Below are 19,991 nucleotides of genomic sequence, written 5' to 3' on the forward strand. Positions count from 1 at the left end.
CACCTTGCGGGCCCGGTCCTCTCGGACCGCGCCCGGGACGGACGGGGCGCGTGCGCCGCCGGTCTGCGGCGCCGCGTTCGATCGTACGTCCCCACCGTACGCGCAGGTCCGCCCCCGCAATTCACCTCGTCGTCACCGACCGTTGAACCACCCTCACAGCCGCGTTACCCAGGGGGCGGAAGTGTGCGTGTCCATGACCGGTAACGGCAGGCGACGTCCTTCCACCTCGCTCCTCCCCAGGGCCGCGGCGGTGCTCGTCGCGGCGTCCCTCCTCACCGGCTGCGGCGCTCTCCCTGGAGCCACGGGGGGCTCCAGGGAGCCCGTCACGGTGATGACCTGGGCCCCTTCGGGCACCCGCGCGACCAACATGCCCGGCATGCCGGCGATGGCCGAGGCGTACGCCCGCTGGGCCAACAGCCGGGGCGGCATCGACGGCCACGAACTGCGCGTCCTCACCTGTAACGAGGACAACACCGCGACCGGTGCCGCCGCGTGCGCCCGCCAGGCCGTCCGCGAGGGCGCGGTCGCGGTGGTCGGCTCGTACAGCCAGCACGGCCGGGCCTTCATGGCGACCCTGGAGGCGGCGAACATCCCGTACATCGGCGGGTACGGCCTGTCCGACGAGGAGTTCACCAGCCATCTGTCCTACCCGGTCAACGGCGGGCAGGTCTCGCTGCTGGCCGGGAACGGCATGCAGCTCGCCGCCTCCTGCGAGCGGGTGTCCCTCGTCCGCCCCGACACGATCGCCGGCGACTACCTGCACGCGCTGCTCAACTCCGGGCTCACGCTGGGCCGGCAGCGCGAGGCGTACGACATCCCCGCCGCCGAGGACGCCGGCGAGTACGCGGCCGTCGCCGACCGCTCCCGCGAGCGGGCCGGCGACGAGCGCGGCTGCGTCACGGCGGCGCTCGGCGAGCGCACGGCCCACTTCTTCGACTCCTACCGGCGGCTGCCCTCCGACGGCCGGGACGTGCGCGTCTCGTCGGTGCTGGGCAGCGTCGACCAGCCGCTGGTCGACCGCACGGGCGGCGCCTCCGGCCCCTTCGAGGGCGCGTACATCACCGGCTGGTACCCCGACGCGGCCGACCCGCGCTGGGAGCCGATGAAGCAGACGATCCAGGAGCACGCCTTCGGCGACAACCGGATCGACCCGGCCGACGCCGGCGTGCAGACCACCTGGATCGCCTACACGGTCCTGCGGCGGGTCCTGGAGGCGATCGGCGACGAGGAGGTCACGCCCGGCAGGATCGCCCTCACCCTCGACCGGGGCCTGCGGGTGGACACCGGGGGGCTCACGCCCACCCTGCGCTGGCGGTACGAGGACATGCTCGGCACGCCCGGCTTCCCCCGGATCGTCAACCACGGGGTGACCTTCCAGGTCGTGCGGCAGGGCCGCCTCGTGGCGCAGACCACGGGCTTCGTCGACGTCGGCGAGGCCATGCTCGACGCCCGCACCTCGTAGCCGCGACCCCTCGACGGACGTGCGCGCGCGGGGGTGCGGCGCTCAGACGGACGGCGTGCGGGGGTGCGGTGCTCAGACGGGCGGCGTGCGGGGGTGCGGCGCTCAGACGGGCGGCGTGCGGGGGTGCGGCGTACGGCCCTCGGGCGTGCGGTGCTCGGGTGTGGGGCGTGCGGCGTGCGGCGTGCGGCCCTCAGGCGTGCGGGGGTGCGGGCGTGCGGCGTACGGCCCTCGTGCGTGCGAGACGCGACCCTCGGGCGTGCGGCGCTCGGGCGTGCGGGGGTGTCCGGTGCGGCACCCCCGCGGGCGGGACGTCAGAGCTCCGTGGGCTGGCGTTCGGGGAGGCCGTGCGTCCGGGCGATGCCGTTCCACAGGCCCGCGGCCTTCCGCTTGGCGTCGGTCGCCTCGCTGCTGGCCCCCGCCGCCGAGGCGGTGCTGCCGGTGTTGCGGGCCTTGCCGTCCTTGCAGTTCTTCGGCTTCTTGACCTGCTCGGCCCAGGCCGCGTAGTGGTCGTCGGCCTTGGCCGACGCCTGCCAGGCGGTGGTGAGGGCGGCGGCGAGGTCGGCGTGGTCGGGAAGCTTGTCGATCGGCGTGCTCCCCAGCCGGGTCACCAGCTCGCGGCGCTGCCCCGCGGCCTCGCGCAGGTCGGTGGCGGCCTCGTCCAGCTTCTGGCACCGCTTGATGTTCTCGACCGACCGGATCACCGCGGCGCGGCTGTCGTTGCTGTCGGCCAGCAGCTTGTCCAGCCCCTCCGCCTGCGTCTTCACCGGGTCGGGGGCGGGCGCGGCCGACGTCCGCTCGGGCGTCGGCGACGAGGCGGCCGCGGCCACGCCCGTCTTGTCGGTCCGTCCGTCCGGGTCGTCCCCGCCGCCGAGCAGGGCACCCGCGCCGAGGCCCACGACGGCGCACCCCACGACGACGGCCGCGACCAGCGGCAGCTTCGAGGAGCGGCGGCGCGGCTCGTCGTCGTACCCGTCGTACGGGTCGGGGCGCCCGGCCGGGGCGCTCCAGGACTGCTGCGGCGGGGGCGCCTGGTGTTGCGGACGGACGTACTGCTGCTGGTGCGGGGGCTGGGGGTGCTGGGCCTGCGGCGGCTGGTGGTGTCGGGCTGGCTCCTCGTACCGGGGCATCTGCTGCGTCCCGCCCGAGGTGCCGTCCCGGAAGAGGTTGTCGAACTCGGCCGGCGGACCGGTACGCCCCGGTACGGGCGGTATGTACTGGGTCGCCTCGGCGTCCGGCTCCGGCTGCCGGGGCGGCTGGTGCTGGTGCTGCGGCGGCTGGGGCTCCGGCTGGTACTGCGGGGACGGGTACGGCTGCCCGTACCCCTGCGGCGGCTGGGGCTGCCCGTACCCCTGCGGCGACTGGCCGTACCCCTGCGGCTGGGGCTGCCCGTACCCCTGCGGCGGCTGGGCGCCGAAGCCCGTGCCGAGGAACTGCGTCGACTCCGCCGGGCTCTCCGGTGGCAGGGGCGAGGACGCCGGCGGCACCGGCCGCAGGTACTGCGTGGCCGGGTCCGTCACGGCGTCCGGGCCCACCGGCCGCAGGTACTGCGTCGCCGGGTCCGTCACGGCGTCCGGGGTCGGGGACGCGGCGGGGTCCTCACCCGGCGCGGCCTGCGGGGGCGGCGGCCCCCAGGGTCGCCCTGCGGGCTGTCCCCACGACTGGCCCTCCTGGCCGTGTCCGCTCTGCGTCACCGGGACTCCTACGTGTGAACCTACGGAAACGTCGGCTCACGCTACCGGGTGGACCCCCGCCCCCGCACACGGGTGCGGCCGTCAGGCCGCCTGGAGGTCCAGCCGCGCCGTGAACTCCCGTACCGCGGCCTCCTCCCGGAACGGCTCCAGCCGCAGCTGGAGGTCGTCGAGGTACTCCGCGCCGCGCGACGACCGCAGCGTGCCGAGGAGTTCGGCCGCGCGGACGCCCGTGTGGCACGCCTGCTCCACCTCGCGCTGCTGCACCTGCGCCGACGCCAGCAGCACGAGGCCGATCGCCCGGCGCCGCGCGCGGGACGCCGGGTGGCCCTCCAGCGCCTCGGTCGCCGCCCTGGCCGCCGCCCGCGCCTGGCCGAGGTCCCGGTGGCAGTGCGCCAGTTCGTCGGCGAGGTACGCGTGGTCGAAGTGGGCGATCCACGCGGGGTCGTCGCCCGAGCCCGGGTCGGCCCGGTCCAGCGCCGCGACGGCCCGCCCCGCCACGTCCTCGCAGGTGCGCGCGTCGCCGAGGAGCGCGTGGCCCCGCGCCTCGGCCGCCAGGAACATCGCCTCCGCCCGCGGCGTGACGTGCCCGCGGGCGCCCTCCTGCGCGGCCCGCGCCAGCTGGGCGATCTCACGCGGGTTGCCCAGCTCCGCCGCGAGGTGGCTCATGGACGCGGCGAGCACGTACCCGCCGTACGCCCGGTCGCCGGCCGCCTGCGCGAGGCGCAGCGCCTGGATGTAGTACCGCTGCGCCAGACCGGGCTGGCCGGTGTCGACGGCCATGTACCCGGCGAGTTCGGTGAGCCGGGCGACGGCGGCGAAGAGCTGCCGGCCGACCGCGTCCCGGTAGGAGCCGGCCAGCATCCCGGAGACCACGCTGTTGAGGTAGTGCACGACCACCGGCCGCACGTGCCCGCTGCCGAACCGGTGGTCGAGGTCGACCAGCGCCTCGGTCATGGCCCGTACGGCGCGGACGTCCGACAGCCCCACCCGGGACCCGGCGGCCCGGGAGACCTGCGGGTCGGGGCCGGTGATCAGCCAGTCGCGGCTGGGTTCGACGAGGGCGGAGGCGGCGACGGTCGAGCCGGACAGGAAGTCCCGCCGTCCCACGTCGCTGCGCCACAGCTCGCAGACCTGCTCGATGGCGCCGAGGACGGTCGGCGCGAACTGCAGGCCCACCCCGCTGGCCAGGTTCTTACCGTTCGCCATCCCGATCTCGTCGATCGTGACGGTACGGCCCAGCTTGCGCCCGAGTGCCTCCGCGATGATGCCGGGGGCCCGGCCACGCGGCTGCTGTCCGCGCAGCCAGCGCGCCACGGACGTCTTGTCGTACCGCAGGTCCAGCCCCCGTTCGGAGCCGACCATGTTGACGCGGCGGGCGAGCCCGGCGTTGGAGCACCCCGCTTCCTGGATGAGAGCCTGCAGCCGTTCGTTCGGCTGACGGGCGACGAGCGGCCTCGCTGCCATGACTACCCCCTGTGGTGCCGGTGGTGATCAGTCCGTCGATCACTGCCCGGCTGGTGTCCGGAGAATGCAGAACGTGGCGCTGTAATACCAAAACAACGACTATGGCGACGTATCGCGGTGCATGCCGGGAGCCTCCCGCATTGACGCCCCTCCCCCGACAGTGGTTACCCCTCCATGGCTCCCGCAGCCCGTGCGCGCCCCCGGACGTGCACCCATGCGCCCCGCGTGCCGGATCGATGCACCTCGGCCTTCGGCTTTGCGCCCCGTAACCCCCGGTGTGGCGGGGAGTTGTGCTCTCCGTGGAAGAGACCATCGGAGTCACGGAAGCCGCACGGATCCCCCAGCAGCGCGGTGAGCAGCTGTTGGACAGCGCCGTGCGGTACGCGGAAGAGCGGCACTGGGACGTGTTCCCCGGTACGTGGTTGGAGGCGGTCGAGGGGCGGGAGCTGTGCTCCTGCGAGGACCCGGCCTGCCCCGCGCCCGGCGCGCACCCGGCGCGGCCCGACTGGGCGTCGCAGGCGACGGGGAGCGCGGTCGGGGCGCGCCGGCTGTGGGGCAGGCACCCCCGGGCGTCGATCCTGCTGCCGACGGGGCGCACCTTCGACGCGCTGGACGTGCCGGAGTCGGCGGGCTTCCTCGCGCTCGCGCGGATGGAGCGGATGGACCTCACGCTCGGCCCGGTGACGTGCACGCCGGACCGTCGCATGCTGTTCTTCGTCCTGCCGGGCGCGGCCCCGAAGGTCGCGGACCTGATCCGCAAGCTGGGCTGGTCCCCGGCCGGGATCGACCTGGTCGCCAAGGGCGAGGGCCAGTACGTGGCGGCGCCGCCCACCCGGATCGGCGGCCAGGGCGCGGTGCAGTGGGCGAACCGCCCCACCGCGGCGAACCGCTGGCTGCCGGACGTGGAGGAGCTGATCAGCCCCCTCGCCTACGCGTGCGGCCGGGAGGCGGCGGCCGCGCGGGGGCGCCAGTAGGGGCGCGGGCCCGCCGGTGAGGGGTTCGTAGGCTGTCCCCACGGTCGCAGGGTGCGGCGGGGACAGCGAGAGGCGGCAGTGACCATGCCGGAGCCGGAAGTTGACATGGCGGGTGGAGCGCCCTCGGCGGCGCCGCCCGCCGTTCGTGTGGAAGGGCTGTGGAAGCGCTTCGGCGAACAGGTGGCGGTCGCGGGGGTGGACCTGGCGCTGCCCGCCGGGAAGTTCGTCGGCCTGGTCGGCCCGAACGGCGCGGGCAAGACGACGACGCTGTCCATGGTGACCGGGCTGCTGCGCCCCGACGGGGGCCGGATCGAGGTCGCCGGGCACGACGTGTGGCGGGACCCGGCCGCGGTGAAGGCCCGCATCGGTGTCCTGCCGGAGGGACTGCGGCTCTTCGAGCGGCTCTCGGGGCGTGAACTCCTCGGCTACACCGGGCGGCTGCGGGGGCTGCCCGGCGCCGAGGTCGACAAGCGGGCCACGCAACTGCTGGACGTGCTCGACCTGGCCGGCTCGCAGCACAAGCTGGTGATCGACTACTCGACCGGCATGCGGAAGAAGATCGGGCTCGCGGCGGCGCTGCTGCACAACCCGGAGGTGCTCTTCCTGGACGAACCGTTCGAGGGCGTGGACCCGGTGTCGGCGCAGACCATCCGGGGCGTCCTGGAGCGGTACACGGCGTCGGGCGCGACGGTGGTGTTCTCCAGCCACGTGATGGAGCTGGTGGAGTCGCTGTGCGACTGGGTGGCGGTCATGGCGGCGGGCCGGATCCGCGCACAGGGCACCCTGGCCGAGGTGCGGGGGGACGCGCCCACGCTCCAGCGGGCGTTCCTGGAGCTGGTGGGCGCGCAGGGCCGGGACACGGGCGAGTCGCTCGACTGGCTCGGGGGTGCGCGGTGACCCCGGCGGCCGGTACGGCCCTGCCGGGCGGCACCGGCGGCCCCGGGGTGCCGGGGGCGTCCGGGGTGCCGGGGGCGTCCGGGGTGCCGGGGGCGTCCGGTGTGCCGGGGGCGTCCGGAGTGCCGGGCGGGGGGCCGGGCGGGGGGCCGGGCGGGGGGCCGGGGGTGGTGGGTGCCGGGCTGGTTCCCGTCTTCGTCGGGATCAAGTGGGCGCTGCTGCGCAACGGCCTGCGGCAGTCGACGGGTCGGACGGCCGTCTACGTCGTGTCGATCGTCTTCACGCTCCTGTTCGCCGCCGGGCAGCTGCTCGGCATGGTGCTGCTGCGGGGCCACGCACAGGCCGGCACGCTCGCGGTGCTGCTGACGGCGGTGCTCGCCCTCGGCTGGGCGGTGATGCCCCTGTTCTTCCCGAGCGGTGACGAGACGCTCGACCCGACACGACTGGTGATGCTGCCGCTGCGGGCGGGTCCGCTGGTGCGGGCGCTGCTGGTGGCGTCGCTGGTGGGCATCGGCCCTCTGTTCACGCTGTGCCTGGCGGTGGGTGCCGGCATCTCCGTGGCGCACGGGGCGTTCGCCGTGGCCGTGGCGGTCGTGGCCGTGCCGCTGGTGCTGCTGGTCTGCCTGGCGCTGGCACGGGCCGTCGCCGCGGCGAACATCCGGCTGCTGACCTCGCGCAGGGGCCGGGACCTGGCGCTGCTGAGCGGCCTCGTGGTGGCGGTCGGCATCCAATTCGTGAACTTCGGCGCGCAACGGCTGGGCGAGGCGGGCGGGTTGTCCCGGCTGGGGCCGGCCGCGGAGGTCGTGCGCTGGGTGCCGCCCGCGTCGGCGGTCGGCGCGGTGGACTCGGCGGGCCGGGGCGCGTACGGGGCCGCCGTGGTGCAGCTGCTGCTGTCGGCGGCGGCGCTGGCGGGGCTGCTGTACTGGTGGCAGCGGAGCCTGACGACGCTGATGACGGCGCCCGACGGGTCGACGCTCGCCGCGGCCGGCACCGGCGCGGACCGGCGGCGCTCCGCGGCGGGCGGGGGCCGGCTGTGGCCGCAGGGGCGTACCGGCGCGGTCATGCGGCGGGCGCTGACGTACGCCTGGCGCGACCCGAAGGCGAAGTCCGGGTGGGTGACGGCGCTCGCGCTGGGCGTGATCATCCCGCTCTTCAACGCCTGGCAGGGCAACGGGTCGATCTACTGGTCGTGCTTCGCGGCGGGCATGCTCGGGACGCTGATGTACAACCAGTTCGGCCAGGACACCTCGGCGTTCTGGATGGTCGCGATGACCGTGTCGTCGCCCCGGGACGCGTACGTGGAGCTGCGGGCGCGGGCCTGGGCGCTGCTGCTGGTGACGCTGCCGTACGCGACGCTGGTGACGGTGGCGACGGCGGTGGTGGTCGGTGACTGGCGGGCGCTGCCCGAGGGTTTGGGGCTGTCGTACGGGCTGCTCGGGGCGATGCTCGGGATGGGCGCGTGGGCCTCGGCGTTCTTCCCGTACTCCATCCCGCAGGACAGCGCCTACAAGAACGCCGCGCCGGGGCAGGGCTCACTGGCGTGGATCTCGATGATGGGCGGGATGTTCGGTTCGGCGGTGCTGTGCGCGCCGCTGATCGTGGCCGCCGTCTGGTCGCACGCGTCGTCGACCGGGCCGTCGGGGTGGCTGCTCCTCCCGCTGGGCGCCTGCTGGGGCGCGCTGCTCACCTGGGCGGGCCTGCGCTGGGGCGCGTCGCGCACGGCGCGGCGCCTGCCGGAGATCCTGGCGGCGGTCAGCAAGGCGTGAGCCCCGCCCGCTGCGGCCGTACACGGATCCGGGCGGGCCGGGTCCGCGTACGGCGGGGCGGGCCGGGTCCGCGAACGGCGGGGCGGGCCGGGCCGGGTCCGCGTACGCCGGGGGCGGGGCCGTGTACGGCGGGGCGGGGCCGTGTACGGCGGGGGCGTCAGGGCGTCGGGGCGACCTCGGAGAGGAACGGTTCGACGGCGGCGCGCCAGGCTTCGGGCTGGTCGTAGTGGAGGTAGTGGCCCGCGTCGGCGACCTCGGCGTACCGGCCGTGGGGCAGGACGCGGACCATCTCCTGCGCCTCGGCGCGGCCCAGTTCGCCGTCGGGGCCGCGCACGACCAGCGTGGGGCAGCGGACCTGGGCGAGGGTGTCCCAGTGGGCGTCGTGGACCCAGGTCTCGCGCGCGGCGAGCATCTGCCGCGGGGAGAAGACCGGCCGCCAACCGTCCGGCGACTCGCACATGACCTCGGCGAAGAAGGCGCCGCGCGCCGGGTTCGGCCGCTCGACGCGGGGGTCGTCCTCGCCGAACCACCGGCGCACGTCGGCGAGGGTCGCGAACGGCACGGGCCAGGTGCCGAACCAGCTCTCCCACTCCCGCTGTGACGCGGCGCCGAGCGCGGAGGCCCGCATGTCGCCGATGACCAGGGCCCGGACCAGGTCCGGCCGCTCCGCGGCGAGCTGCCAGGCCGTCAGGGCGCCCATGGAGTGGCCGACGAGAGCCACCGGGCCGAGGTCGAGCTGCTCGATGGCGGCGGCCGCGTCGGCGACGTACGCCTCCCGCGTGTACGGGCCGGCGGCCGGTTTGTCGCTGTGGCCGTGGCCGCGCTGGTCCAGCGCGACGGGCCGGTACTTCTCCGCCAGCCAGCGCGCCGTGTCCGCCCAGTGCGCCGCGCGGCCCATCAGCCCGTGGAGGAGTAACACGCCCTGGACGGGCTCGGCGCCGTCGTCACCCGGCCCCTTGGGCGGGTCGGCGAACTCCCAGGCGGCGAGGCGTACGCCGTCGGCTCCGGTCAGGTCGATCCGTCGCACCATCTGCCCTGGCACCCCCTTCTGTCACGTCGGCTACCCCCGTCAGACTATCGAACTCATATTCGAGAACCGGGGTATCGGCGCCAACACCGCTCGTTCGAGTGACCCCACTCAAGGATTGGAGGGCGCTGCCGAGGGGAGATCTTCAGCGGGAGGCGGACCACTCGGGGAAAGAGGTCCGACGGGATTGACCCTGGGAGCTCGGGGCTCCGGGTCAACACAGGGGAGGTCGGGTCCCGGTGCCGCGAGGCACCGGGACCTTCCTCGTGTGTGGACGCGCGCTCCGCTGCGGACGGCTGGCGCACCGCGCTGCTCCCTCCCCGGGCCGATCACCTGCCGCAGCCAGACTGGCACGCGCGGCGCCCGCGCGGCGGCCGTTCCCCGGATCGGCCCGTTCCGCCTGGCCGGAACCGCCGGTGCCCCGCGCCGCCGACCGCCGGTGGCCCCTGCGCCGGGGGACCGCCGGGGCAGCCGGGACCGCCGGGGGCCGCCGGCGGCGAGGGCCCCGCACGCGCGCCTCGGCGAGGCCCGACGCGTGCCGGGGAACCGCGGCTTCAGCGCTTGGCGACGAAGACGTGCGACGCCACGTCGGCGTCCAGCTCGGCGGCCTCGCCGCTGCTGCCGACGAGCACCCCGCCGGGTGACTCGGTCACGCTCACCACGGAGCCGGGCTGCACGCCCGCGCGCCGCAGCGTGTACATGAGCTGGGCGTCCGTCTGGATCGGCTCGCCGATCCGGCGCACCACCACGGTCTTGCCCTCGGTGCCGGCGTCCAGCTCGGAGAGGGAGACCATGTCCTCGTTGAGGTACGGGTCGCTCTCGCCCTTCTCGCCCAGCTCCTCCAGCCCCGGGATGGGGTTGCCGTACGGCGACTCCGTGGGGTGGCGCAGCAGCTCCAGGACGCGGCGCTCGACGGCCTCGCTCATCACGTGCTCCCAGCGGCACGCCTCGGCGTGGACCTGCTCCCACTCCAGGCCGATCACGTCGACGAGGAGGCACTCGGCGAGCCGGTGCTTGCGCATCACGCGCGTCGCCAGCCGGCGGCCCTCCTCCGTCAGCTCCAGGTGGCGGTCGCCGGCCACCGTCACCAGGCCGTCACGCTCCATCCTGGCCACCGTCTGGCTGACCGTCGGGCCGCTCTGGTCGAGCCGCTCGGCGATACGGGCGCGCATGGGCACCACACCTTCCTCCTCCAGCTCGAGGATGGTGCGGAGATACATCTCCGTGGTGTCGATCAGTCCGGACATACGTGCCCCTCGGTGCGTGACATTCAACCTGCGCGGCCCCGTCTCCATTGTTGCCCATCCCGTCGGCAACCGTGCCGCCCCGGACGGGGCGGCGGCCCGCGGCCGTATTGACAGGGGAATGGTCCAGACCGCACCGTGATCCGCGACACGACGAGAGGAAGGCCATGTCGATGGGCGACAGCACACTGGCCGGTCAGTTCTTCGACGCCGCGATCGGGCTGCTGCGGCGGGTCAGGGACGAGGAGTCCGGTCACATCGCCGCCGCGGGCGCCGCCGTCGCCGGGGCGGTCGCCGCGGGGGGCCGCCTCTTCGCCTTCGGGGCCGGGCACTCCTCGCTCGCCGCGCAGGACGTCGTCTATCGCGCGGGGGGCCTCGCGGTGATGAACCTGCTCGCCGTACCGGGCGCGGTCGGCGTCGACGTCACGCCCGCCACCCTCGGCTCGGCGCTGGAGCGCGTGGACGGCCTGGCCGCCGCGGTCCTCGACGCGTCCCCGGCGCGGGCGGGCGACGTCCTGTTCGTCGTCTCGCTGTCCGGGCGCAACGCCCTGCCCGTCGAGATGGCCTCGCACGCGCGCGCCCTCGGCCTGACGGTCGTCGGCGTCACCTCCGTGGCGTACGCGAAGGAGACGACGTCCCGGCACCGCTCGGGCACCTTCCTCAAGGACCACTGCGACGTCGTCCTCGACTCGAAGATCGCGGTCGGGGACGCCGAACTGGCCCTGGACGGCGTCGCCGCGCCCTTCGGGCCCGCCTCCACCGTCGTGACCAGCGCCCTGATGCAGGCCGTGATGGCCGCGGCCGCCGAGGAGCTGGTCCGCCGGGGCGTCGAGCCGCCGCTGCTGCGCTCGGGCAACGTCGACGGCGGGCACGAGTGGAACGTCCGCGTGATGGACGAGTACGCGGACCGGATCTTCTACCGCCGGTAGGGCGGGACGGAGGGCCCCGCAGGTACGCGCCGTCAGTCGGGGTGGGCCAGGTCGAGGGAGGCCGCCACGCGGACGGCGACGCTCTCCGCGTAGCTGACGTCCGGACGCTCGAAGGGCGGTCTGCTGCCGGAGCGCAGGAACGTCACCACGCCCAGCGTGCGGCCCCGGCTGCGCAGGACGGCGCAGAGCGCGTGGGCGGTACCGGGCGGCCAGTGCCGCTCCGCCGCCCACGACCGCGACGGGCCCCCGCGGCGCCCCGTCGCACCCTGCCCCGTCGGCCCCGCCGCCCCGGGCGGTCCGCCCGGCCCCGGTCCGGGCGGTGCCGCCGGCCACGTGCTGGCCCGTACCGTGGCCGCCCGGTCGAGCGCCCGCAGCGCCGGGTGCCCGGCGGCGTACGGCACGGGCAGGCCCGCGCCCGGGACGCGCGCGACCGGGCCGGGCGCCTCGGCGGGGGTGGCCGCCGTCCGGACCAGGCGGGTGCCGTCGTCCCGGGCGACGTCCAGGAGCGCGTCGTCGGCGAACCCGGCGAGCGCGAAGTCCAGGTAGACGGTGGCGGCCTCCATGGGGTCCTCGCACTCCGCCGCCGCGGCGCCCGCCCGGTGCAGCTGGCTCGCCCGGAACCGCATCCGGTCGGCGTCCTGCTCGGCCTGGCGCGCCTCCGTCACGTCCTCGAACAGCCACGCCACGCCGAGCGGTGCCGGGTCGCGCGCCAGGGGCGAGGCGAGCCGCAGGAACGCGCTGCGCCAGCAGCGGCGCCGCTCCCCGTCCGGGGTGCGGACCGTCGCCCACAGCTCGGTGGGCGCCTCGGGGCCGCCCTGCGCCAGGACGTGTTCCAGCGCCGCCTCCAGTTGGTCGGCGCCCTGCAGGACGGCGTCCCCGAGCGGGCGGCCCAGCAGCGCCGTGCGGGACGCGCCGAGGGCGTGCGCCGCCGGGCCGTTGACGACGGCGGGGCGCAGGTCCGCGTCGACCACGACGACGGCGCACGGCGCGTCGCCGAACAGGGCGTCGCTCAGGGCGACGGAGCGTTCGAAGTCGAGCTGCGCGTGGACCTCGCCGAAGGCGCAGTACACCCCGGCCGGGCTGCCGTCGGCGCCGCGCACGCCCGCCGCCTGGGTCCGTACGAGGACCCGGCCGCCGTCCTTGCGGAGCAGCGGGAACTCGTGGAGCCGGCGGCCGGGGCCGGCCATGGCGCCCGCCAGCCGGGCCTCGATGCCGGCGGCGTCGGCGGGCCGCGCGGCCCAGCCGCCCAGGCCGCGGCGCCCGACCGCCTCCTCCGCGGGCCAGCCGAGGAGCCGCTCGGCCTCGCGGTTCCAGTGGGTGACCACCCCGTCCGCGTCGAACGCGCACAGCGCGGTGTCCATCCCGTCCAGCAGCGCGCTGAGCAGATCACCGTCCGCCCGCGCCGTACCGCTCCTGGACGCACTCATCCCGGCACCCCCTGCAGGACGTGGACGTTGGCGCACGTGCAGCGGCACGTGCCAGGCCATTCAACCTCGAACGTGACCCACGACACACGGGGTTCGCGAAATTCGGTTGAGCGGGGCGTGGGGCGTTCCTAGGGTGTGGAGCACACGAGAGAGGAGGTGATCCGGAAGTGATTTCTTTTCGGATGCGTGAGGTGACTGCGGGCTGAGGCCTGTCGTCACATGACGGCAGGCCTCCTGCCGTACATCCAGCAGTCACCGGCCCGCGGGCTCGTCGGCACATCCGGCCGACCTCTCTTGCCAGCAGGAGAGAGCAGAGCCCGCGGGCTTCTGCGTGCCCGGGGCCCCTCTGCCTGCCCGGGGCCTTTGCCCGTCCGGGGCCTTTGCCTGTCCGGGGCTGCCGTGCCCGGGCCGTTTCGTGTCCCCGACGCCGGAAGCCCCCCTCCGGCTCCCGGTCCCGGCACGGGACCGGGGCCGAGGCCGGGACAGCGCGCTACGGCGCCAGGCGTTCCACGTGCCAGGAGCCGGTGGGGGTGCGGGTGTAGCGGAGGCGGTCGTGGAGGCGGTTCTCGTGGCCCTGCCAGAACTCGACCGCCTCGGGCGCGACCAGGTAGCCGCCCCAGTGCGGTGGTACCGGCACCTCCTCGCCCTCCGGGTAGCGGGCCGCCAGTTCCTCGTAACGGGCGAGGAGTTCGTCGCGCGAGGCGATGACGGACGACTGCGCGCTGGCCCAGGCGCCGAGCCGGGAGCCGTGCGGGCGGCTGCGGAAGTAGGCGGCGGTCTCCTCCCGGTCCACGCGGGTCGCGGTGCCCGTGACGATGACCTGGCGGGCGACGGGGTGCCAGGGAAACAGCAGGGAGACGTGCGGGTTGGCGGCCAGCTCGCCGCCCTTGCGGGACTCGTGGTTGGTGTAGAAGACGAAGCCGCGCTCGTCGTAGTGCTTGAGCAGCACCGTGCGGGCGGACGGGCGGCCGTCGGGGGTGGCGGTCGCCACGACCATGGCGTTCGGCTCGCGGATCCCGTCGCTGTCGGCCGCGTCCTTGAACCAGCGCGCGAACTGTTCCATGGGGTGGGCGGCGAGGTCCCGCTCCGCGAGCACGGAGGTGTGGTACTGCTCGCGCATCGGGGCCGGGTCGGGAGCCGGGTCCAGGGCGGGATCGAGGGCGTCGGTCACGGCGCCCATCCTGCCGCAGGGCCCGTCCCTGGAGTAGCGCCCCCGGCCTCCGGAGGGCCGGGCGGGGCGTCCGGTCGGTCCCGGGGCGCGGCTGCCGACGCAGTCTGCCCCGCTCGCCGGGCGTCCAACCCCGGCGCCCGGTTCGGCGGAGTGTGCCTGATGTCACGCTTCCCCGCATCGGGGGAACCCGACAGACTCGTCGGCTGGGTCACTGTTCCTTCCACACACACGTCACCACGAGGAGCCGCCAGATGTCCGACTTCGTACCCGGGCTCGAGGGAGTCGTCGCGTTCGAGACGGAGATCGCCGAACCGGACAAGGAGGGCGGCGCCCTCCGGTACCGCGGCGTCGACATCGAGGACCTGGTGGGTCACGTCTCCTTCGGGAACGTGTGGGGCCTGCTGGTCGACGGCGCGTTCAACCCCGGCCTGCCGCCGGCCGAGCCGTTCCCGATCCCGGTGCACTCGGGCGACATCCGCGTGGACGTGCAGTCCGCGCTGGCGATGCTCGCGCCGGTGTGGGGCCTGAAGCCGCTGCTCGACATCGACGAGCAGCAGGCCCGCGACGACCTGGCGCGGGCGGCGGTCATGGCGTTGTCGTACGTCGCGCAGAGCGCGCGCGGGCAGGGCCTGCCGATGGTGCCGCAGAGCGAGATCGACAAGGCGCGGTCGGTGGTCGAGCGGTTCATGATCCGCTGGCGCGGCGAGCCGGACCCGAAGCACGTCAAGGCCGTCGACGCGTACTGGACGTCGGCCGCCGAGCACGGCATGAACGCCTCCACGTTCACCGCCCGCGTCATCGCGTCGACCGGCGCGGACGTCGCCGCGGCGCTGTCGGGCGCGGTGGGCGCCATGTCCGGCCCGCTGCACGGCGGCGCGCCCTCGCGCGTCCTCGGCATGATCGAGGAGATCGAGCGGACGGGCGACGCGGTCGCGTACGTGAAGCGGGCCCTCGACAAGGGCGAGCGGCTGATGGGCTTCGGCCACCGCGTGTACCGCGCCGAGGACCCGCGCGCCCGGGTGCTGCGGCGCACGGCCCGCGAGCTGGCGGCGCCCCGCTTCGAGGTGGCCGAGGCGCTGGAGAAGGCGGCGCTGGAGGAGCTGCACAACCGCCGTCCGGACCGCGTGCTGGCGACGAACGTCGAGTTCTGGGCGGCGATCGTGCTGGACTTCGCGGAGGTGCCGGCGCACATGTTCACGTCGATGTTCACCTGCGCCCGCACCGCCGGGTGGTCGGCGCACATCCTGGAGCAGAAGCGCACGGGCCGCCTGGTCCGCCCGTCGGCCCGGTACGTCGGGCCCGGCTCGCGCGACCCGCGGGAGGTCGCCGGTTACGAGGACATCGCGGAGTAGTCCGCGCCCGGCGCCCGGACCCGGCGCCGCGGTGCGACCCGCCGGCCCCGCCGCCCCTCGTGGGTGGCGGGGCTTCGGCGTTCCCGGGGGCTTGCGGTGCTTCCCGGGGGCCGCGCGGCGTTCCCGGGGAGGGGGACGGGCGGTGCCGGCCGTCGCCGCTATTTAAAAGCAATCATGCTTGCTTGTTTCTCTGGGCGCTGTCATGCTCCCGGGACACACCGCCGTGTCCCGACCCGAGGGAGCGCACCGTGCCCCACCCGGATCCCGAGCAGGGCCCGCCGCCCGCGCCCGCCGCGCACGCCTCCGCCGCCGCCGCACGCGGGAGCGCCGCGCACGACACCACCACCGCCGCCGTCCTGGCCGACCTGCGCGCCGAGGGCGACGACCTCGACCGGCTCGTCGCCGGGCTCGACGCCGCCGGGTGGGCCGCGCCGACGCCGGCGCCCCGCTGGAGCGTCGCCCACCAGGTCGCGCACCTGGCGTGGACCGACGAGGTCGCGTTCCTCGCCACCACCGACCCGGGCGCCTTCGCCGGCCACGTCGCGCGGGCGGCCGCCGCGCCCGGCACCTTCGTCGACGAGGCCGCCGAGGCGGGGGCCACCGGTCCGCCCGCCGCGCTGCTCGCCCGCTGGCGCACCGCGCGGGAGCGGCTGCACGACGCCCTGCGGGCCGCGCCGCCCGGCACCCGCGTCCCCTGGTACGGGCCGCCCATGAGCGTCGCCTCCATGGCCACCGCCCGCCTCATGGAGACCTGGGCGCACGGCCGCGACGTCGCCGACGCGCTGGGCGCCGTACGCCCGCCCACCGCCCGGCTGCGCCACGTCGCCCGCATCGGCGTGCGCGCCCGCGACCACGCCTTCGCCGTGCACGGCCTGACCCCGCCCGCCGGGCCGTTCCGGGTGGAGCTGACGGCGCCGGACGCCGCGGGGGCGATCTGGGCGTACGGGCCGAAGGACGCGGCGCAGCGCGTGACCGGGCCGGCACTGGACTTCTGCCTCCTGGTCACGCAGCGGGCCCACCGCGCCGACCTCGCCGTACGCGCCGAGGGCCCCGACGCGGACCGGTGGCTGGACGTCGCCCAGGCGTTCGCCGGCCCGCCCGGGCCCGGCCGGGAACCCGCCGGGGAGGCCCGGTGACCACCATCCCGCCCGACTCCCCCGCCCTCCCCGGCTCGCCCGGCGCACCCGACCCGACCCCCGTGCCCGCCGTGTCCGCCACGCCCGCCACGCCCGCCACGCCCGAGGCACCCGACCCGACCCCCGTGCCCGCCGCGTCCGCCGTGTTCCCCGCACCCGCCGCGCCCGCCGCGCCGGTGCTGCGGATCGGGAACGCCTCCGGGTTCTACGGCGACCGCTTCGACGCGGTCCGCGAGATGCTGACCGGCGGCCCCCTCGACGTCCTCACCGGCGACTACCTCGCCGAGCTGACCATGCTCATCCTCGGCCGCGACCTCCTCAAGGACCCCTCCCTCGGGTACGCGCGGACGTTCCTGCGGCAGATGGAGGAGTGCCTGGGCACCGCCCACGAGCGGGGCGTCCGCGTCGTCACCAACGCGGGCGGCCTCAACCCGGCCGCCCTCGCCGACGCCCTGCGCGCCCTCGCCGACCGGCTGGGCCTGCCCGTCCGGGTCGGCCACGTCGAGGGCGACGGGCTGCCGCTCCCCGACGGCGCCCTGACCGCCAACGCCTACCTCGGCGGCGCGGGCGTCGCCGCCTGCCTCGCCGCGGGCGCCGACGTCGTCGTCACCGGCCGCGTCACCGACGCCGCGCTCGTCACCGGCCCGGCCGCCTGGCACTTCGGCTGGGGCCCGGACGCCCACGACGCCCTGGCGGGCGCGGTCGTCGCCGGGCACGTCCTGGAGTGCGGCGCCCAGGCCACCGGCGGCAACCACGCCTTCTTCCACCGCGACCGGTACGACGCCCGCCGGCCCGGCTTCCCCCTCGCCGAGCTGCGCGCCGACGGCTCCGCCGTGATCACCAAACACCCGGGGACCGGCGGCACCGTCACCGTCGGCACCGTCACCGCGCAGCTGCTGTACGAGACGGCCGGCGCCCGCTACGCCGGACCCGACGCGACCGCGCGCCTCGACACCGTGCGCCTCACCCAGGAGGGACCCGACCGGGTGCGGGTGTCCGGGGTGCGCGGCGAGGCGCCGCCGCCGCTCCTCAAGGCCGGGATCACCCGGCTCGGCGGCTGGCGCAACGAGATCGTGTTCGTCCTCACCGGCCTCGACGTGCCGGCCAAGGCACGGCTCGTGCGCGACCAGGTGGACGACGCCCTGGACCGCGCCCCCGGGCGGCGCCCCGCCGACGTGCGCTGGGAGCTGGTCCGCACCGACCGCCCCGACGCCGCCACCGAGGAGACCGCCAGCGCCCTGCTCCGGCTCGTCGTCCGCGACCCCGACCCCGCGAAGGTGGGCCGCGCCGTGACGGGGGCCGCCGTCGAGCTCGCCCTCGGCAGCTACCCCGGCTTCCACGTCACCGCCCCGCCCGGCAAGGGCACGCCGTACGGGGTGTTCGAGGCGGTGTACGTCGACCCCGCCACCGTCGCGCACACGGCGGTGCTGCCCGACGGGCGGCGCGTCCCCGTCCCCCACCCGGCGGCCACCCGCGCCCTCGCGCCCGTCCCGCGGCCGCCCCTCCCGCCGCCCCTGCCGGCCGGTCCCGCGCGGCGGGCGCCGCTCGGGCTGGTCGCCGGGGCCCGCAGCGGCGACAAGGGCGGCGACGCCAACGTCGGCGTGTGGGTGGAGAGCGACGACGCCTGGCGCTGGCTGGCCCACACCCTGACCGCCGACCGCCTCCGGGAGCTGCTGCCGGAGACCCGGGACCTGCCCGTCACCCGGCACGTCCTGCCGAACCTGCGCGCCCTCGACTTCACCGTCACCGGCCTCCTCGGGGAGGGCGCCGCCGCGCGGGCCCGGTTCGACCCGCAGGCCAAGGCGCTCGGCGAATGGCTGCGCGCCCGCCACCTCGACGTCCCGGAGGTCCTCCTGTGACCGTCCTCGCCTCCGCCCTCGACCCGTCCCGCGCCGACCACGCCGCGAACCGCGCCGCCATGCTCGCCCGCCTCGACGAGCTGGCGGCGGCGCACGCCGCGGCGCTGGCCGGCGGCGGGGAGAAGTACGTCGCCCGGCACCGCGCCCGCGGCAAGCTCCTCGCCCGCGAGCGCGTCGAGCTGCTGCTGGACGACGACACGCCGTTCCTCGAACTGTCCCCGCTCGCCGCGTGGGGCTCCGACCACGCCGTCGGCGCCTCGCTCGTCACCGGCATCGGCACCGTCGCGGGCGTCGAGTGCCTGATCACCGCCAACGACCCGACCGTGCGCGGCGGCGCGTCCAACCCGTGGACCCTCCGCAAGGCACTGCGCGCCAACGAGATCGCCCTCGCCAACCGTCTGCCCGTGATCTCCCTGGTCGAGTCGGGCGGCGCGGACCTCCCCTCCCAGAAGGAGATCTTCATCCCGGGCGGCGCCCTCTTCCGCGACCTGACCCGGCTCTCCGCCGCGGGGATCCCCACGATCGCCGTCGTCTTCGGCAACTCCACCGCCGGCGGCGCCTACGTCCCCGGCATGTCCGACCACACCGTCATGATCCGGGAGCGGTCGAAGGTCTTCCTCGGCGGACCGCCCCTGGTGCGGATGGCGACCGGCGAGGAGAGCGACGACGAGTCGCTCGGCGGCGCCGAGATGCACGCCCGCACCTCCGGCCTCGCCGACCACTACGCCCTCGACGAGCACGACGCGCTGCGCCAGGCCCGTCGGATCGTCGCCCGCCTCAACCACCGCAAGGCGCACCCCGGTCCGGGTCCGGCCGCGCCGCCGGCGTACGACCCGGAGGAGCTGCTCGGGATCGTCCCCGGCGACCTGCGCACCCCGTTCGACCCGCGGGAGGTGCTCGCGCGGATCGTCGACGGCTCGGACTTCGACGAGTTCAAGCCGCTGTACGGGACGAGCCTCACCACCGGCTGGGCGGCGCTGCACGGCTACCCGGTCGGCGTCCTCGCCAACGCCCGGGGCGTGCTGTTCAGCGAGGAGGCGCAGAAGGCCGCCCAGTTCATCCAGCTCGCCAACCAGCGGGACGTGCCGCTGCTCTTCCTCCACAACACCACCGGCTACATGGTGGGCCGGGAGTACGAGCAGGGCGGCATCATCAAGCACGGCGCCATGATGATCAACGCGGTCTCCAACAGCCGCGTCCCGCACCTGTCGGTGCTGCTGGGCGCTTCCTACGGCGCCGGGCACTACGGCATGTGCGGTCGCGCCTACGACCCGCGCTTCCTCTTCGCCTGGCCCAGCGCCAAGTCCGCCGTCATGGGCCCGCAGCAGCTCGCCGGGGTCCTGTCGATCGTCGCCCGCGCCTCCGCGCAGGCCAAGGGCCGCCCCTACGACGAGGAGGGCGACGCCGCTCTGCGGGCCGTGGTGGAGCAGCAGATCGAGTCCGAGTCCCTGCCGATGTTCCTGTCCGGGCGGTTGTACGACGACGGGGTCATCGACCCGCGCGACACCCGTACCGTCCTCGGGCTGTGCCTGTCGGCGATCCACACCGCACCGGTCGAGGGCGCGCGCGGCGGCTTCGGCGTCTTCAGGATGTGA

The 19,991-nt window shown here is 75.8% G+C and carries 15 protein-coding genes; 9 read left to right on the forward strand and 6 right to left on the reverse strand.

Translation table 11 applies throughout. The annotated features are described in order from the left end of the window. The first annotated feature begins 193 nt into the window (after positions 1–193). Positions 194–1,462, forward strand: coding sequence for an ABC transporter substrate-binding protein (locus NRO40_RS12975; protein ID WP_257375566.1), 1,269 nt, complete (start codon positions 194–196; stop codon positions 1,460–1,462). Between the two features lie 311 nt (positions 1,463–1,773). On the opposite strand, the gene NRO40_RS12980 is transcribed toward NRO40_RS12975, so the two are convergent. After that, entirely contained in the window at positions 1,774–3,153 is a 1,380-nt protein-coding gene (locus NRO40_RS12980; protein ID WP_107115164.1) for a hypothetical protein, read from the reverse strand. Between the two features lie 81 nt (positions 3,154–3,234). Next, complete coding sequence (locus tag NRO40_RS12985; protein ID WP_058943685.1) at positions 3,235–4,617, reverse strand: hypothetical protein; 1,383 nt, start codon at positions 4,615–4,617, stop codon at positions 3,235–3,237. A gap of 290 nt (positions 4,618–4,907) precedes the next feature. Here NRO40_RS12985 and NRO40_RS12990 point away from each other — a divergent pair, with 290 nt between their 5' ends. The 3 genes from NRO40_RS12990 (at position 4,908) to NRO40_RS13000 (ending at position 8,251) form a co-directional block, all read left to right on the forward strand. Beyond that, positions 4,908–5,591, forward strand: a complete 684-nt coding sequence (locus NRO40_RS12990) for a bifunctional DNA primase/polymerase (protein ID WP_058943686.1) — start codon at positions 4,908–4,910, stop codon at positions 5,589–5,591. A gap of 105 nt (positions 5,592–5,696) precedes the next feature. Beyond that, on the forward strand, positions 5,697–6,488 hold the full coding sequence (locus tag NRO40_RS12995; protein WP_232791177.1) for an ABC transporter ATP-binding protein: 792 nt from the start codon (positions 5,697–5,699) through the stop codon (positions 6,486–6,488). 164 nt (positions 6,489–6,652) lie between these two features. Further along, a complete protein-coding gene (locus NRO40_RS13000) occupies positions 6,653–8,251 on the forward strand; it encodes a hypothetical protein (protein WP_058943687.1) in 1,599 nt (532 codons plus the stop codon). A gap of 157 nt (positions 8,252–8,408) precedes the next feature. Here the strand turns inward: NRO40_RS13000 and NRO40_RS13005 are convergent, their stop codons facing one another. Both NRO40_RS13005 and NRO40_RS13010 read right to left on the reverse strand, forming a co-directional pair. Further along, positions 8,409–9,281, reverse strand: a complete 873-nt coding sequence (locus NRO40_RS13005; RefSeq protein WP_058943688.1) for an alpha/beta fold hydrolase — start codon at positions 9,279–9,281, stop codon at positions 8,409–8,411. Positions 9,282–9,832: 551 nt separating this feature from the next. Next, positions 9,833–10,525 carry a metal-dependent transcriptional regulator gene (locus NRO40_RS13010; protein WP_058943689.1) on the reverse strand — a complete coding sequence of 231 codons (693 nt, stop codon included), beginning with the start codon at positions 10,523–10,525 and terminating at the stop codon, positions 9,833–9,835. Positions 10,526–10,695: 170 nt separating this feature from the next. On the opposite strand from NRO40_RS13010, the gene NRO40_RS13015 reads away from it, so the two are divergent. Beyond that, positions 10,696–11,451 (forward strand): SIS domain-containing protein, encoded by a 756-nt coding sequence (locus tag NRO40_RS13015; protein WP_058943701.1) that lies wholly within the window; start codon positions 10,696–10,698, stop codon positions 11,449–11,451. 32 nt (positions 11,452–11,483) lie between these two features. Here the strand turns inward: NRO40_RS13015 and NRO40_RS13020 are convergent, their stop codons facing one another. Beyond that, positions 11,484–12,878, reverse strand: a complete 1,395-nt coding sequence (locus NRO40_RS13020; RefSeq protein ID WP_058943690.1) for a PAS domain-containing protein — start codon at positions 12,876–12,878, stop codon at positions 11,484–11,486. Between the two features lie 490 nt (positions 12,879–13,368). After that, positions 13,369–14,058: a pyridoxamine 5'-phosphate oxidase gene (gene pdxH / locus NRO40_RS13025; RefSeq protein ID WP_058943691.1), complete on the reverse strand. Its 690-nt coding sequence runs from the start codon at positions 14,056–14,058 to the stop codon at positions 13,369–13,371. A 242-nt stretch (positions 14,059–14,300) separates the two neighbouring features. Between pdxH and NRO40_RS13030 the strand changes: the two genes are divergently transcribed. From NRO40_RS13030 to NRO40_RS13045, 4 genes are all read left to right on the forward strand, one after another. Further along, entirely contained in the window at positions 14,301–15,401 is a 1,101-nt protein-coding gene (locus NRO40_RS13030) for a citrate synthase 2 (protein ID WP_058943692.1), read from the forward strand. A gap of 356 nt (positions 15,402–15,757) precedes the next feature. After that, positions 15,758–16,537, forward strand: coding sequence for a TIGR03084 family metal-binding protein (locus NRO40_RS13035; RefSeq protein ID WP_058943702.1), 780 nt, complete (start codon positions 15,758–15,760; stop codon positions 16,535–16,537). 143 nt (positions 16,538–16,680) lie between these two features. Beyond that, on the forward strand, positions 16,681–18,396 hold the full coding sequence (locus tag NRO40_RS13040) for an acyclic terpene utilization AtuA family protein (protein WP_058943703.1): 1,716 nt from the start codon (positions 16,681–16,683) through the stop codon (positions 18,394–18,396). Next, positions 18,393–19,991: an acyl-CoA carboxylase subunit beta gene (locus NRO40_RS13045; protein ID WP_058943693.1), complete on the forward strand. Its 1,599-nt coding sequence runs from the start codon at positions 18,393–18,395 to the stop codon at positions 19,989–19,991. The genes NRO40_RS13040 and NRO40_RS13045 overlap by 4 nt, the downstream gene beginning before the upstream one ends.

Origin of the sequence: Streptomyces changanensis (assembly GCF_024600715.1) — a bacterium.
GTDB lineage: Bacteria > Actinomycetota > Actinomycetes > Streptomycetales > Streptomycetaceae > Streptomyces > Streptomyces changanensis.